Origin of the sequence: uncultured Piscinibacter sp. (assembly GCF_937952055.1) — a bacterium.
Taxonomy (GTDB): Bacteria; Pseudomonadota; Gammaproteobacteria; order Burkholderiales; family Burkholderiaceae_C; genus Piscinibacter.
The window spans coordinates 104,005-117,477 of sequence record NZ_CALFYO010000021.1 but is presented as its reverse complement, the minus strand read 5'-3'; the positions used below and the strand labels follow the sequence as shown (position 1 = coordinate 117,477).

Annotated in this window: 15 protein-coding genes; 13 read left to right on the top strand and 2 right to left on the bottom strand. The window is 68.8% G+C overall.

Annotated elements, in window-relative coordinates:
• Positions 1-4: 4 nt before the first annotated feature.
• The gene (locus Q0599_RS14775) at positions 5-988 is read right to left on the bottom strand and encodes a LysR family transcriptional regulator (protein WP_298830724.1); all 984 of its coding nucleotides are present in this window, start codon (positions 986-988) and stop codon (positions 5-7) included.
• A 106-nt stretch (positions 989-1,094) separates the two neighbouring features.
• Here Q0599_RS14775 and Q0599_RS14770 point away from each other — a divergent pair, with 106 nt between their 5' ends.
• The 10 genes from Q0599_RS14770 to fba all read left to right on the top strand — a co-directional run bounded on the left by Q0599_RS14770 (position 1,095) and on the right by fba (position 11,319).
• Entirely contained in the window at positions 1,095-2,561 is a 1,467-nt protein-coding gene (locus tag Q0599_RS14770) for a form I ribulose bisphosphate carboxylase large subunit (protein ID WP_298830721.1), read from the top strand.
• An 18-nt stretch (positions 2,562-2,579) separates the two neighbouring features.
• Positions 2,580-2,999, top strand: a complete 420-nt coding sequence (locus Q0599_RS14765; protein ID WP_298830716.1) for a ribulose bisphosphate carboxylase small subunit — start codon at positions 2,580-2,582, stop codon at positions 2,997-2,999.
• Positions 3,000-3,025: 26 nt separating this feature from the next.
• Positions 3,026-3,922, top strand: a complete 897-nt coding sequence (gene cbbX / locus Q0599_RS14760; RefSeq protein ID WP_298830713.1) for a CbbX protein — start codon at positions 3,026-3,028, stop codon at positions 3,920-3,922.
• Entirely contained in the window at positions 3,919-4,719 is an 801-nt protein-coding gene (locus Q0599_RS14755; protein WP_298830711.1) for an HAD-IA family hydrolase, read from the top strand. Before cbbX ends, Q0599_RS14755 begins: the two co-directional genes overlap by 4 nt.
• The gene (rpe, locus tag Q0599_RS14750; RefSeq protein WP_298830709.1) at positions 4,719-5,441 is read left to right on the top strand and encodes a ribulose-phosphate 3-epimerase; all 723 of its coding nucleotides are present in this window, start codon (positions 4,719-4,721) and stop codon (positions 5,439-5,441) included. The genes Q0599_RS14755 and rpe overlap by 1 nt, the downstream gene beginning before the upstream one ends.
• Entirely contained in the window at positions 5,438-6,145 is a 708-nt protein-coding gene (locus Q0599_RS14745) for an HAD-IA family hydrolase (protein WP_298830706.1), read from the top strand. Before rpe ends, Q0599_RS14745 begins: the two co-directional genes overlap by 4 nt.
• Positions 6,146-6,154: 9 nt before the next feature.
• The gene (locus tag Q0599_RS14740) at positions 6,155-7,234 is read left to right on the top strand and encodes a class 1 fructose-bisphosphatase (protein ID WP_298830705.1); all 1,080 of its coding nucleotides are present in this window, start codon (positions 6,155-6,157) and stop codon (positions 7,232-7,234) included.
• Positions 7,235-7,316: 82 nt separating this feature from the next.
• The gene (locus tag Q0599_RS14735; RefSeq protein WP_298830703.1) at positions 7,317-8,195 is read left to right on the top strand and encodes a phosphoribulokinase; all 879 of its coding nucleotides are present in this window, start codon (positions 7,317-7,319) and stop codon (positions 8,193-8,195) included.
• 17 nt (positions 8,196-8,212) lie between these two features.
• The gene (tkt, locus tag Q0599_RS14730; RefSeq protein WP_298830700.1) at positions 8,213-10,261 is read left to right on the top strand and encodes a transketolase; all 2,049 of its coding nucleotides are present in this window, start codon (positions 8,213-8,215) and stop codon (positions 10,259-10,261) included.
• A 20-nt stretch (positions 10,262-10,281) separates the two neighbouring features.
• Positions 10,282-11,319 carry a class II fructose-bisphosphate aldolase gene (gene fba / locus Q0599_RS14725; protein ID WP_298830697.1) on the top strand — a complete coding sequence of 346 codons (1,038 nt, stop codon included), beginning with the start codon at positions 10,282-10,284 and terminating at the stop codon, positions 11,317-11,319.
• A 17-nt stretch (positions 11,320-11,336) separates the two neighbouring features.
• On the opposite strand, the gene Q0599_RS14720 is transcribed toward fba, so the two are convergent.
• The gene (locus tag Q0599_RS14720; RefSeq protein ID WP_298830694.1) at positions 11,337-11,672 is read right to left on the bottom strand and encodes a hypothetical protein; all 336 of its coding nucleotides are present in this window, start codon (positions 11,670-11,672) and stop codon (positions 11,337-11,339) included.
• Positions 11,673-11,880: 208 nt separating this feature from the next.
• Here Q0599_RS14720 and Q0599_RS14715 point away from each other — a divergent pair, with 208 nt between their 5' ends.
• The 3 genes from Q0599_RS14715 to Q0599_RS14705 are packed head-to-tail and all read left to right on the top strand — an operon-like array spanning position 11,881 to position 13,390.
• Positions 11,881-12,366: a GNAT family N-acetyltransferase gene (locus Q0599_RS14715; protein WP_298830691.1), complete on the top strand. Its 486-nt coding sequence runs from the start codon at positions 11,881-11,883 to the stop codon at positions 12,364-12,366.
• The gene (locus Q0599_RS14710) at positions 12,335-12,904 is read left to right on the top strand and encodes a hypothetical protein (protein ID WP_298830688.1); all 570 of its coding nucleotides are present in this window, start codon (positions 12,335-12,337) and stop codon (positions 12,902-12,904) included. The genes Q0599_RS14715 and Q0599_RS14710 overlap by 32 nt, the downstream gene beginning before the upstream one ends.
• Before the next feature lie 57 nt (positions 12,905-12,961).
• Entirely contained in the window at positions 12,962-13,390 is a 429-nt protein-coding gene (locus Q0599_RS14705; protein WP_298830685.1) for a gamma-glutamylcyclotransferase family protein, read from the top strand.
• Positions 13,391-13,473: the final 83 nt, after the last annotated feature.

Sequence of the window (13,473 nt, the reverse complement as noted above, 5' to 3'; positions counted from 1 at the left end):
GGATTCAGGCGCGCGCGGTGCTGCGCCTGGGCTTGCGCGGGGTGGCTGTGGACCGCTGTCCGAGCTGGTGGCGGATCTCTTCCTGACCGCGCGTGACGAGGAACTTCTCGAAGGCCAGCGCCACCTGCGGCAGCTGGCGCGAAGCCAGGTGCATCACGTACCAGTCGCGCTCGATCGGGTTGTTGGCCATCGGCAGCAGCGCGAGCACGCCGGCGTCGAGCTCCAGCACGCAGGTGTGCATGGACAGGAAGGCGACGCCGAAGCCTGCCGCGCACATGTGCTTGATCGCCTCGTTGCTGGACAGCTCCGAGCCGATGCGCAGCGGCAAGCCAGCGTCCTTGAACAGCCGCTCGATGGTCGAGCGCGTGCCCGAGCCGCGCTCGCGCACCAGGATGCGCTGCTCGGAGAGCTCCTCCATCGTCACCGGCTTGGATTTCGCCGCCTTCATCAGCGCATGGCCGGGCGCGACCAGGAAGGCCATCGGGTGCTTGGCGAAGGCGGTCGACACCGTCTTCAGCTCGGCGGGTGGCCGGCCCATGATGGCCAGGTCGATGTCCTGGCCGCTGAGCATGCGCACGATCTCGTCGCGGTTGCCGACCTGCAGCTTCACTTTCACCTGCGGGTGCTCGTTGGCGAAGGTCACCAGCATCGGCGGCAGCAGGTACTCGGCGGTGGTGATCGCGCCGACGCGCAGCGTGCCGGAGAACACGCCCTGCAGCGTGGCCATCTCCTCGCCGGCCTCGCGCCACAGTTCGAGGATGCGTCGCGCATAGCCATCGAGCAGCTCGCCCGCCTCGGTCAGGCGGATGCCGCGGCCGGTGCGCTGCAGCAGCGGCGTGCGCGCCGACTCCTCCAGCGACGCGATCTGGATCGACACCGCCGGCTGCGTGAGGTGCATCTCGTCGGCTGCCGCCGACACGCTGCCCAGCCGCGCCACCGCGTGGAAGGTGGCGAGCTGGCGGAAAGTGGCGTTCTTCGTCAACGGCATGGCAAGATATTAGAAGAAGCTGATCTGTGGGTCAAAACTTTTAATTTTCTTTATTTCTACAGCCTGTCTACATTGGGCCCATCCGCAACGCACGAGGACTCTCTCCATGGGCAACATGAAAGACGTTCAGCAGATCACCGACGCGAAGAAGCGCTACTCCGCCGGCGTTCTCAAATACGCCCAGATGGGCTACTGGGACAGCGACTACCAGCCGAAGGACACCGACATCCTCGCGCTGTTCCGCATCACGCCGCAGGAAGGCGTGGACCCGATCGAGGCCGCCGCCGCGGTGGCGGGCGAATCGAGCACCGCCACCTGGACCGTGGTCTGGACCGACCGCCTCACCGCCTGCGACATGTACCGCGCCAAGGCCTACAAGGTCGAGCCGGTGCCGAACAACCCGGGCCAGTACTTCTGCTACGTGGCCTACGACCTCAGCCTGTTCGAGGAAGGCTCGATCACCAACGTCGCCGCCTCGATCATCGGCAACGTCTTCAGCTTCAAGCCGCTGAAGGCCGCTCGCCTGGAGGACATGAAGTTCCCGGTCGCCTACGTGAAGACCTTCGCCGGCCCGCCCACCGGCATCGTCGTCGAGCGCGAGCGCCTGGACAAGTTCGGCCGCCCGCTGCTGGGCGCCACCACCAAGCCGAAGCTGGGCCTGTCGGGGCGCAACTACGGCCGCGTGGTCTACGAGGGCCTGAAGGGCGGCCTGGATTTCATGAAGGACGACGAGAACATCAACTCGCAGCCCTTCATGCACTGGCGCGACCGCTTCCTGTTCGTGATGGACGCCGTCAACAAGGCCAGTGCCGCGACGGGCGAGGTCAAGGGCTCGTACCTGAACGTGACCGCCGGCACGATGGAGGAGATGTACCGCCGCGCCCAGTTCGCCAAGGACCTGGGCTCGGTGATCATCATGGTCGACCTGGTGGTCGGCTACACCGGCATCCAGTCGCTCAGCCACTGGTGCCGCCAGAACGACATGATCCTGCACCTGCACCGCGCGGGCCATGGCACCTACACGCGCCAGAAGAACCACGGCGTGAGCTTCCGCGTCATCGCCAAGTGGATGCGCCTGGCGGGCGTGGACCACATCCATGCCGGCACGGCGGTCGGCAAGCTCGAGGGCGACCCGATGACGGTGCAGGGCTACTACAACATCTGCCGCGACACGCACACCCAGGTCGACCTGCCGCGCGGCATCTACTTCGACCAGGACTGGGGCGCGCTGAAGAAGGTCATGCCGGTCGCGTCGGGCGGCATCCACGCCGGCCAGATGCACCAGCTGATCGACCTGTTCGGCGACGACGTGGTGCTGCAGTTCGGCGGCGGCACGATCGGCCACCCGCAGGGCATCCAGGCCGGTGCGACCGCCAACCGCGTCGCGCTCGAGGCGATGGTGCTGGCGCGCAACGAGGGTCGCGACATCAAGGAAGAGGGCCCGCAGATCCTGCGCGATGCCGCCAAGTGGTGCAAGCCTCTGGCCGCCGCGCTCGACACCTGGGGCGACATCACCTTCAACTACACCTCGACCGACACCTCGGACTACGTGCCGACCCCGGCGGTGGCCTGAGCCTCTAGGAGACCCGACATGCGAATCACCCAAGGCACCTTCTCCTTCCTGCCCGACCTGACCGACGCGCAGATCACCAAGCAGCTCGAGTACTGTCTCGACAAGGGCTGGGCGGTGGGCATCGAGTACACCGACGACCCGCATCCGCGCAACACCTTCTGGGAGATGTACGGCAACCCGATGTTCGACCTGAAGGACGCCGCAGGCATCCTGATGGAGATCAACACCTGCCGCAAGACCTTCCCGGACCAGTACATCCGCGTCACCGCCTTCGATTCGACGCACGGTACGGAATCGGTGGTGATGTCCTTCATCGTCAACCGGCCGAAGGACGAGCCCGGCTTCCGCCTGGTGCGCACCGAGGAGCCCGGCCGCACCATGCGCTACAGCATCGAGAGCTACGCCGTGGCGCAGCGGCCCGAAGGCGCGCGCTACTGAAACGCATCATGCCGGAGCAGCGCGACATGGACATGCCCGCCAAGACGCCCGCCCCGAGGGCCTTGTTCGAGTCCTCCGGCGTGAAGGCCCTGCTCGACCAGCTCGACGCCGAGCTGGTCGGCTTGGCGCCGGTGAAGGGCCGCATCCGCGACATCGCTGCGCTGCTGCTGATCGACAAGCTGCGCTCCGAGCAGGGCCTGCAGTCGCAGCCGCCGACGCTGCACATGTGCTTCACCGGCAACCCCGGCACCGGCAAGACCACGGTGGCGCTGCGCATGGCCGAGGTGCTCAAGCAGCTCGGCTACGTGCGCAAGGGTCACCTGGTGGCGGTGACGCGCGACGATCTGGTCGGCCAGTTCATCGGCCACACGGCGCCGAAGACCAAGGAGATCATCAAGAAGGCGATGGGCGGCGTGCTTTTCATCGACGAGGCCTACTACCTGTACCGCCCCGAGAACGAGCGCGATTACGGCCAGGAAGCGATCGAGATCCTGATGCAGGTCATGGAAAACAACCGTGACGACCTGGTGGTGATCCTGGCCGGCTACAAGGACCGCATGGACACCTTCTTCGCCAGCAACCCCGGCATGGCGTCGCGCATCGCGCACCACATCGACTTCCCGGACTACTCCGAGGCCGAACTGATGCAGATCGCGCAACTGATGCTCGACAAGCTGAACTACCGGTTCGACGCCGAGGCGGTGACGGCGTTCCAGCAGTACGTGCACCTGCGCCGGCAGCAGCCGCACTTCGCCAATGCACGTTCGATCCGCAACGCGCTCGACCGCATCCGGCTGCGCCACGCCACGCGGCTGTTCTCCGCCGAGAGTTCGCTCAGCCGCGACGAGCTCGTCACCCTGCACGCGGAGGACATCCTCGCCAGCCGCGTCTTCAACCCGACCACCCAAGGAGCTGCCGCATGAGCCTGGAGGCCCTGATCTTCGACGTCGACGGCACGCTGGCGGACACCGAGGAAGCGCATCGCATGGCGTTCAACCACGCCTTCGAGCGCTTCAAGCTGGGCTGGACCTGGAGCCAGGACGCCTACCGCGATCTGCTCAAGACCACCGGCGGCAAGGAGCGCATCGCGGCCTACCTGGCGACGAAGATGCTGAGCAGCGCCGACCGCAAGCGACTGGCCGAGCTGATCCCGGCCATCCACGCGGAGAAGACCAAGTTCTACAGCGCCTTCGTCGCCGATGGCGCCGTGCCGCTGCGCGAGGGCGTGGCGCGGCTGATCGAGGAGGCGCTGTCGGCCGGCTGCCGCCTGGCCATCGCCAGCACCACCACCGCGGCGAACATCGACGCGCTGCTCAGCTCCACCCTGGGCTCGCGCGGCATCGAGATGTTCAGCGTGATCGCCTGCGGCGACCAGGTGCCGGCGAAGAAGCCTGCGCCCGACATCTACCAGCTGGCGCTGCGCCACCTCGGTGTCGACCCGGGACAGGCGGTGGCGCTGGAGGACTCGCACAACGGCCTGCTGGCGGCCACCGGTGCCGGCCTGTGGACGGTGATCACGCCGACCTACTGGACCGAGGCGCAGGACTTCAGCGGCGCCGGCATGGTGCTGCCGTCGCTCGGCGATCCGGCGCGCCCGGTGAAGGGCGAACCCGGCGCGGCGCTGGAGGACGCGCCGTGGCTCACCTATGCCGAACTGGCGCGCCGCGGCGATCGCCGTCCGCGCAGCGCGATCGCGGCGCTCTACGCCGGAGCAGCCTGATGCTCAGCAGCGCCATCCGCATCGCACCCAGCCTGCTGTCGGCCGACTTCGCCAGGCTCGGCGACGAGGTGCGCTCGGTGATCGCTGCCGGCGCCGACCTGATCCACTTCGACGTGATGGACAACCATTACGTGCCCAACCTCACCGTCGGCCCGCTGGTGTGCCAGGCCATCAAGCCGCACGCCACGGTGCCGATCGACGTGCACCTGATGGTCAAGCCGGTGGACGCGCTGGTGCCGATGTTCGCGCAGGCCGGCGCCGACATCATCAGTTTCCACCCCGAGGCGAGCGAGCACGTCGACCGCACCATCCAGCTGATCCGTTCGCTGGGCGTGAGGCCCGGCCTGGTGCTCAACCCGGCGACGCCGCTGCACGTGCTCGACCACGTGATCGACCAACTCGACCTGGTGCTGCTGATGACGGTGAACCCCGGCTTCGGCGGCCAGAGCTTCATCCAGTCCATGCTGCCGAAGATCGCCCGCGCGCGCGTGCTGGTGAACGAGGCGATGCAGCGCACCGGCCGGGAGATCTGGCTGGAGGTCGACGGCGGCGTGAAGCGCGAGAACGCACGCGCCGTCGCCGAGGCCGGCGCCGACACCATGGTGGCCGGCTCGGCGGTGTTCACCGGTTCGCGCGACACCGCGGCCTACCGCGACGCCATCGACGGCATCCGTGGCGAAGCCTTGCTCGGCGCGGCCCGCGCCGCGCTGGAGCCCGCATGAACGACGATCTGCGCGGCATCCGCGCCGTCGCCTTCGACCTCGACGGCACGCTGGTGGACAGCGCGCCCGACATCCAGCACGCGCTCAACGCCGCGCTGAAGAAGGCCGGCCTGCAGCGCTTCGACCTCGATCTCGTGCGCGGCTGGATCGGCGACGGCCCCGACATGCTGATCGCGCGTGCACTCGCGCACCAGGGCCTGGCCGATGCCGACGCCGAACTGCGCGCGCGCCTGCGCCGCTGGTTCGACGTCGACACGCTGGCTGCGCCGCTGGCCGCCGGCAGCGTCTTCGCCGGCATCCTCGAGCTGCTCAGCGGGCTGCGCCGCGTGCTGCCGATGGTGGCGGTGACCAACAAGCCCACGCCGCTGGCGCGCGCGGTGCTCGACGCCGCCGGCGTGCTGCCCTTCCTCGAGGGCGTGCAGGGCGCGGACCGGCCGGAGTTGCGCAAGCCGGCCCCGGCGATGCTGCTGAGTGCCTGCGAGCGCCTGGGCGTGGCGCCGCAGGAGATGCTGATGGTGGGCGACAGCGCGCTGGACATGCAGTCGGCCCAGGCCGCCGGCTGCCGCGCGGTGCTGGTGACCTGGGGTTACGGCCACGGCACGCTGCCGGCCTGGCTCGACCCGCTGCGCATCGACGCGCCCGACCAGTTGTTGCAGGCGCTGCTCGCCACGCGCGGCCCTGCGGTACCGATTCTCAACTCCTAGGAGACCGTCATGCCCACCGGCGGAAGGCCCACCCTGACCCAGTTCCTCATCGAGGAACGTCGCCGTCATCCCGACGCCACCGGCGACCTGAACGCGCTGGTCACCGACGTCTCGCTGGCCTGCAAGGCGATCTCGCGCAAGGTCGCGTTCGGCGCGCTGGCCGACATGCTCGGCAAGGTGCAGGGCGAGACCGTGAACGTGCAGGGCGAGGAGCAGAAAACGCTCGACGTGGTCAGCAACGCGATGTTCCTGCGCGCCGCGGAGTGGGGCGGCATCCTCGCCGGCATGGTCTCCGAGGAGATGGAGCAGGTGTACCACCTGCCGAAGCAGTTCCCGCGCGGCAAGTACCTGCTGCTGTTCGACCCGCTCGACGGCTCCTCGAACACCGACGTGAACGTGTCGGTGGGCAGCATCTTCTCGGTGCTGCGCGCGGTCACGCCGGGCGAGGACGCCAAGCCGGAGGACTTCCTGCAGCCCGGCGTGCAGCAGGTCTGCGCCGGCTACGCGATCTACGGCCCGTCGACCATGCTCGTGCTCACGCTGGGCACCGGCACGCACGCCTTCACGCTCGACCCGCAGCTCGGCGAGTGGGTGCTCAGCCATCCGAACCTGAAGATCCCCGCGAAGACGCGCGAATTCGCCATCAATGCGTCGAACAGCCGCTTCTGGGAGCCGGCGGTGAAGCGCTATGTCGACGAATGCCTGGCCGGCCAGACCGGGCCGCGCGGCGCCGACTTCAACATGCGCTGGATCGCCTCCCTGGTGGCCGAGACGCACCGCATCCTGATGCGCGGCGGGGTGTTCATGTACCCGCGCGACAACAAGGACCCGGCCAAGCACGGCCGCCTTCGCCTGCTCTACGAGGCCAACCCGATCTCGATGCTGGTCGAGCAGGCCGGCGGCATGGCCAGCACCGGCCGCAAGCGCATGCTGGAAGTGCAGCCAGAGTCCATCCACCAGCGCATCGGATTCATCTTCGGCTCGTCGGAGGAGGTCTCGCGCATCGAGGGCTACCACCACGAGGAGCCGCAGGACACCTTCAAGTCGCCGCTGTTCGGCAAGCGCGGCCTGTTCGCCACGACGATCTGAGCAGGACCCCCTGAGACGAGCGCGCGGGATCAAGGAGTACCCGCTCGCGCGAAACGAATTTCTTCACTTCCCGGGAACTCCCATGTCCGCCAAGCACCCCATCATCGCGATCACCGGATCGTCGGGCGCCGGCACCACCTCGGTGACGCGCACGTTCGAGAACATCTTCCGCCGCGAAAAGGTCGACGCCGCCATCGTCGAGGGCGACTCCTTCCACCGCTACGACCGCAAGGCGATGCGCACCAAGATGGCGGAGGCCGAAGCGGCGGGCAACCGCAACTTCAGCCACTTCGGCCACGAGGGCAACCTGTTCGAGGAACTCGAGGCGCTGTTCCGCGACTACGCCGAGAGCGGCACGGGCAAGAGCCGCAAGTACCTGCACGACGCCAACGAGGCCGCGCCGTTCAAGCAGGAGCCCGGCACCTTCACGCCCTGGCAGGACTTGCCGAAGAGCGAACTGCTCTTCTACGAGGGCCTGCACGGCGGCGTGACCACCGACAAGGTCGACATCGCGCGCTACCCCGACCTGCTGATCGGTGTGGTGCCGGTGATCAACCTCGAGTGGATCCAGAAGATCCACCGCGACAAGAGCATGCGCGGCTACTCGACCGAGGCGGTCACCGACGTGATCCTGCGCCGCATGCCCGACTACGTGAACTACATCTGCCCGCAGTTCACGCGCACGCACATCAATTTCCAGCGCGTGCCGGTGGTCGACACCTCCGATCCGTTCATCGCACGCACCATCCCGACCGCCGACGAGAGCCTGGTGGTGATCCGCTTCGCCAACCCGGCGGGGTTCGACTTCCCCTACCTGCTGTCGATGCTGCACGACTCGTGGATGTCGCGTGCCAACACGCTGGTGGTGCCGGGCGGCAAGATGGAACTGGCGATGCAGCTGATCTTCACGCCGATGATCCTGCGCCTGCTGGAGCGGCGCCGCAAGGCGCTGGCGAACTGAGCGGGGAGGGCACGACCATGACGACCAATCCCCCCCTCGATCGGGCGGCGCTGCGCACGCTGTGCGCCAACGCGCTGCGCGTGCTCGCCATCGACGCGGTGCAGGCCGCCAACTCCGGCCACCCGGGCATGCCCATGGGCATGGCCGACATCGCCGAGGCGCTGTGGCGCCATCATCTCAAGCACGACCCGTCGGACCCGCAGTGGATCGACCGCGACCGCTTCGTGGTCTCCAACGGCCACGGCTCGATGCTGCTGTACGCGCTGCTGCACCTGTCCGGCTACGCGCTGCCGATGAGCGAGCTCAAGCGCTTCCGCCAGCTGCACTCGCTCACCCCCGGCCACCCCGAGCACGGCCTCACGCCAGGCGTGGAAACGACCACCGGCCCGCTCGGCCAGGGCATCAGCAACGCGGTGGGCATGGCGCTGGCCGAGAAGCTGCTGGCCGCCGAGTTCAACCGCCCCGGCCATGCCGTGGTCGACCACCGCACCTATGTGTTCCTCGGCGACGGCTGCCTGATGGAAGGCATCAGCCACGAGGCCTGCTCGCTGGCCGGCACCTGGCGACTGAACAAGCTGATCGCCTTCTACGACGACAACGGCATCTCGATCGACGGCGACGTGAAGGGCTGGTTCGGCGACGACACGCCGGCGCGCTTCGAGGCCTACGGCTGGACGGTGCTGCGCAACGTCGATGGCCACGACCGCGCCGCGCTCGATGCCGCCATCGATGCCGCCAAGACGTCGACGCAGCCGGTGCTGATCTGCTGCAAGACGCAGATCGGCCACGGCTCGCCGAACCGCGCCGGTACGGCCAAGGTGCACGGCGAGGCACTGGGCGCCGAGGAGATCAAGCTCACCCGCGAGCAGCTCGGCTGGAGCTGGCCGGCCTTCGAGGTTCCCGAGGTGGTGCGCCAGGCCTGGTCGGCGCGCGAGCGCGGCGCGCAGCAGCGCAGTGCCTGGCAGCAGCGCTTCGGCGCCTATGCCGAGGCCTTCCCCGAGCTCGCCCACGAGCTGCTGCGCCGCCATGCCACGCCGGGCGTGCCCGGCGCCCGGGCCGAACAGGCCTTTGCGCAGGCGATCGCCGACGCGGAGGCGAAGAAGGCCACCGTGGCCACGCGCAAGGCCTCGCAGGAACTGCTCAACGCCGTGGCGCCGACGATCCCCGAACTGCTCGGCGGCTCGGCCGACCTGACCGGCTCCAACCTGACCGACTGGAAGGGCCACAAGCCGCTGCTCGGTGCAGGCACCGGCAACCACGTGCACTACGGTGTGCGCGAGTTCGGCATGGCGGCGATCATGAACGGTGCGGCACTGCACGGCGGCTTCCGTCCCTACGGCGGCACGTTCCTCACCTTCAGCGATTACTCGCGCAACGCGCTGCGCATGTCGGCACTGATGAAGCTGCCGGTGGTGCATGTGTTCACGCACGACTCCATCGGCCTGGGCGAGGACGGGCCGACCCACCAGCCGGTGGAACATGTCTCCAGCCTGCGGCTGATTCCCGGGCTGGACGTGTGGCGCCCGGCCGACGCGACCGAGACGGCGGTGGCCTGGCGCGAGTCGCTGCGTCGCGGCGACGGCCCGAGCGCACTGATGCTCAGCCGCCAGGGCCTGCCGCATGCCGGCGACGGCAGCGAGCGCGCCGGGGCGATCGCCAAGGGCGGCTACGTGCTGCGCCGTCCGGCCGACGAGCAGGTGGTGCTGATCGCCACCGGCTCGGAAATCGGCGTCGCGCTCGCCGCCGCCACGCTGCTGGCCGAGGAGGGCATCGGCGCACGCGTGGTATCGGTGCCCTGTCTCGACGTTTTCGAGCGCCAGAGCGATGCCTACCGGGCCGAGGTCATCCCGCGCCACCTGCCGCGCCTGGCCGTGGAGGCCGGCAGCACCGGCCTGTGGTGGCGGCATGTCGGCGAGAACGGCGACGTGGTCGGCCTCGACCGCTTCGGCGAGTCGGCCCCCGCCGGCGACCTGTTCCGCCTCTTCGGCATCACGGCCGAGATGGTGGCGGTGCGTGCCACCCGCCTCGTCGCCGCGGCCGCCAGGCCCGAACCCGTCAACCCTTGAATGGACCCCAGGAGCCCCCCATGGCGATGATCTCCCTGCGACAACTGCTCGATCACGCGGCCGAGCACGGCTACGGCGTGCCGGCCTTCAACGTCAACAACCTGGAGCAGATCCAGGCCATCATGCAGGCCGCGCAGAAGACCGACAGCCCGGTCATCCTGCAGGCCTCGGCGGGCGCGCGCAAGTACGCCGGCGAGCCCTTCCTGCGCAAGATGGTCGAGGCGGCGGTCGAGATGTACCCCGACATCCCGATCGTCATGCACCAGGACCATGGCGCGAGCCCGGCGGTGTGCATGCAGTCGATCCGCAGCGGCTTCAGCAGCGTGATGATGGACGGCTCGCTGCGCGAGGACGCGAAGACGCCGGCGAGCTACGAGTACAACGTCGACGTGACGCGCCGCGTTTGCGAGATGGCGCACGCGGTGGGCGTGTCGGTTGAGGGCGAGCTCGGCTGCCTGGGCTCGCTGGAGTCCGGCCAGGCCGGCGAGGAGGACGGTGTCGGTGCCGCCGGCACGCTGACGCACGACCAGCTGCTCACCGACCCCGACCAGGCGGCCGACTTCGTGAAGAAGACCGGTGTCGACGCGCTGGCCATCGCCATCGGCACCAGCCACGGCGCCTACAAGTTCACCCGCAAGCCCACGGGCGACATCCTCGCCATCGACCGCATCAAGCAGATCCACGCGAAGATCCCGCACACCCACCTGGTGATGCACGGCTCCTCGTCGGTGCCGCAGGAGTGGCTGGCCGTCATCCGCGAGTACGGCGGCGACATCAAGGAGACCTACGGCGTGCCGGTGGAGGAGATCCAGGAAGGCATCCGCCACGGCGTGCGCAAGGTCAACATCGACACCGACATCCGCCTCGCGATGACCGGCGCGATGCGCCGCGCGATGGCCAAGGACCGCAGCGAGTTCGACCCGCGCAAGTTCCTCAAGGACGCCACCGCGGCGGCGCGCGACATCTGCATCGCCCGCTTCCAGGCGTTCGGCTGTGCGGGCATGGCCTCGCGCATCAAGCCGGTGCCACTGGAAGTGCAGGCGAAGCTGTACGCCTGAGGACCGTCAGCCTCCGGTCACTCCGCGCGGGTGGCCGAGGGCCTGCCCGCCAAGCGGGTCCCGGCCGAGCGCAGGGCCATCGTGCGCGGCGAGAGTTCCATCGCCGGATGGGCGAAATGGATCTCCGGCTGCTCGGGCGGCAGCAGGGCGGTCAGCGTGGTGGGATGGAGGCGGTCCATTTGCGACTCGTCGAGTTGGCGCACGAACTTCCAGCCCATCGGCGTCTTCACATACGCGAAGCGCGTCGGCAGGTCGACGTAGACATCCCAGTCCTTCGTCTGGATGAAGCTCTGTGCCTGGGCAGCGCCGGCGGCAGCGAGGGTCAGGAAGAGGGCGGTGAGGATGCGCTTCATGGTCGTGTCCTTGGTCTGGCTTGCTGGAGAACGTCCAGCGACGTGATGGCTGGGCAGTGTGGGCAGCGGCCGTTTCAGGCGCGCTTCACGCAGAAGCCGGTTGTGTTTCATGGGTTGCCGCACGGGGCGCCGCTCCCGTGATGGTTCGACGCGTGCGCCTGTGGCAAGCTCCAGGGTCCCGCCTCCCCCGGCGTGACGCGCACACCCAATGAACCTCCACCATGGATACCGCCCCGGCTGCATCGGGCGCGTCGTCGAGATGCACGCGGCCTACTGCGCCCGGGTCGCAGGCTTCGGCTTGCCCTTCGAGGCCAAGGTGGCCGCCGAACTGGCCGAGTTCTGCCTGCGCTTCGCGCCCGCTCGCGATGGTCTGTGGCTCGCCCACGACGACCGGGCGATCCACGGTTCGGTGGCCATCGATGCCTCGCACGAGCCACCGGGCCAGGCACACCTGAGGTGGCTCATCACCTCGGACGAAGCGCGAGGCCACGGGGTGGGCTCGCGGTTGCTGGGGGAGGCGATGGCCTTCTGCCGGGCGCGAGGCCATGACAGCGTGTACCTCTGGACCTTCGACCAATTGCACGCGGCGCGGCATCTGTACGAGAAGCATGGCTTCAGGTTGTCGCGCACGCAGCGCGGCTCGCAATGGGGCAGGGAAGTCAATGAACAGCTCTTCACGCTCGGCAGCGGCTGAAGCCGCGCCGCGCACGGGCCTGGGACTGCGGCCGGACGCGCGCCACGCGGCGGCCTCGCTCCTGCTGGCCGCGACGCTGACTGCCGCGCGTGGCGCCCCGGCGGACGCCTGCTACGTCAGGACGGAAGCCTTCGACGCCACGGCAATGGCAGGCGCGGCATCGGCGCCTGCGCAAAGCTTCGTCGGTGTTCGTCGCAAGACACGCTATCTGTTCGACGTCGACATCTCGATCGCCGGCCCCGACCAGGCGGTGTGCTCGGTCTCCGGGGTCGCCAGACTTCGCGGCGAGCTGGGCGCGGACGTGCTCGGCCTCGTCGTGCGCCCCGACGTGCGCCGAAGGTCGGGCGACGCGGCCAGTCCCTGCCAGGTGTTCGTTCAGGTCACCGCCTCGTCGGTCGAAGTGCGCACCACGCCGAGTTCCTGCCAGGCGCAATCGCTGTGCGAGGGCAAGGTCGAACTCGACGGTCAGCGGTTCGAGCCTTCGTCGAGGCGGCCCCCCGGAAGCAGCGCTCCATGCTTCGAGAGCCGGGTTCCCTGAGCCTGTCGCGCATGTCGAGCGTGATGCAGGTCACTCCTGCCGAGGCTTAGCCTGGGCATGGCTGCACTGGTCTTCGTCTACGGTACCCTCAAGGAGGGCCATCGCAACGCCCACGTCAACGCGGGCGTGCGCGTGCCCGGCGAATTCGTCACCGTCGAGCGCTACCCGCTCTACGTGATCGGCGCGCACCCGTTGCCGTGGCTGGTGGACCGGCCGGGGCAGGGCGAGCCGGTGCTGGGACAGCTGTACGACGTGGATGCGCAGGCGCTGCAGCGACTGGATGCGCTCGAGCGCATCGACGAGCCGGACTGGTACTCGCGCGGCAAGATCCTCGTGCGGCCACGCACGCAGCCTCAGGCGCCGCCGGTGTGGGCGATGGTCTACTTCGGCAGTGCGCAGCGCCTCGCCGGCGAAGTGCGACACGCCGGGCCGCTGGCCGAGTTCACCCTGCAGCATGCCGCGGCCTTTGCGGGCCTGCGGCGCTGACGGCGGGCCGGTGCACCGTCGGGGCCGATGGCAGGTTCGAAGGGGCCGTGAACGTCGGATTTGGCATGCTTTTTCCCCTGTCA

Coding starts and splice junctions, on each gene's coding strand:
- Q0599_RS14775 (WP_298830724.1), bottom strand. CDS start 988: ATGCCGTTGACGAAGAACGCCACTTTCCGCCAGCTCGCCACCTTCCAC.
- Q0599_RS14770 (WP_298830721.1), top strand. CDS start 1,095: ATGGGCAACATGAAAGACGTTCAGCAGATCACCGACGCGAAGAAGCGC.
- Q0599_RS14765 (WP_298830716.1), top strand. CDS start 2,580: ATGCGAATCACCCAAGGCACCTTCTCCTTCCTGCCCGACCTGACCGAC.
- cbbX (WP_298830713.1), top strand. CDS start 3,026: ATGGACATGCCCGCCAAGACGCCCGCCCCGAGGGCCTTGTTCGAGTCC.
- Q0599_RS14755 (WP_298830711.1), top strand. CDS start 3,919: ATGAGCCTGGAGGCCCTGATCTTCGACGTCGACGGCACGCTGGCGGAC.
- rpe (WP_298830709.1), top strand. CDS start 4,719: ATGCTCAGCAGCGCCATCCGCATCGCACCCAGCCTGCTGTCGGCCGAC.
- Q0599_RS14745 (WP_298830706.1), top strand. CDS start 5,438: ATGAACGACGATCTGCGCGGCATCCGCGCCGTCGCCTTCGACCTCGAC.
- Q0599_RS14740 (WP_298830705.1), top strand. CDS start 6,155: ATGCCCACCGGCGGAAGGCCCACCCTGACCCAGTTCCTCATCGAGGAA.
- Q0599_RS14735 (WP_298830703.1), top strand. CDS start 7,317: ATGTCCGCCAAGCACCCCATCATCGCGATCACCGGATCGTCGGGCGCC.
- tkt (WP_298830700.1), top strand. CDS start 8,213: ATGACGACCAATCCCCCCCTCGATCGGGCGGCGCTGCGCACGCTGTGC.
- fba (WP_298830697.1), top strand. CDS start 10,282: ATGGCGATGATCTCCCTGCGACAACTGCTCGATCACGCGGCCGAGCAC.
- Q0599_RS14720 (WP_298830694.1), bottom strand. CDS start 11,672: ATGAAGCGCATCCTCACCGCCCTCTTCCTGACCCTCGCTGCCGCCGGC.
- Q0599_RS14715 (WP_298830691.1), top strand. CDS start 11,881: ATGAACCTCCACCATGGATACCGCCCCGGCTGCATCGGGCGCGTCGTC.
- Q0599_RS14710 (WP_298830688.1), top strand. CDS start 12,335: ATGAACAGCTCTTCACGCTCGGCAGCGGCTGAAGCCGCGCCGCGCACG.
- Q0599_RS14705 (WP_298830685.1), top strand. CDS start 12,962: ATGGCTGCACTGGTCTTCGTCTACGGTACCCTCAAGGAGGGCCATCGC.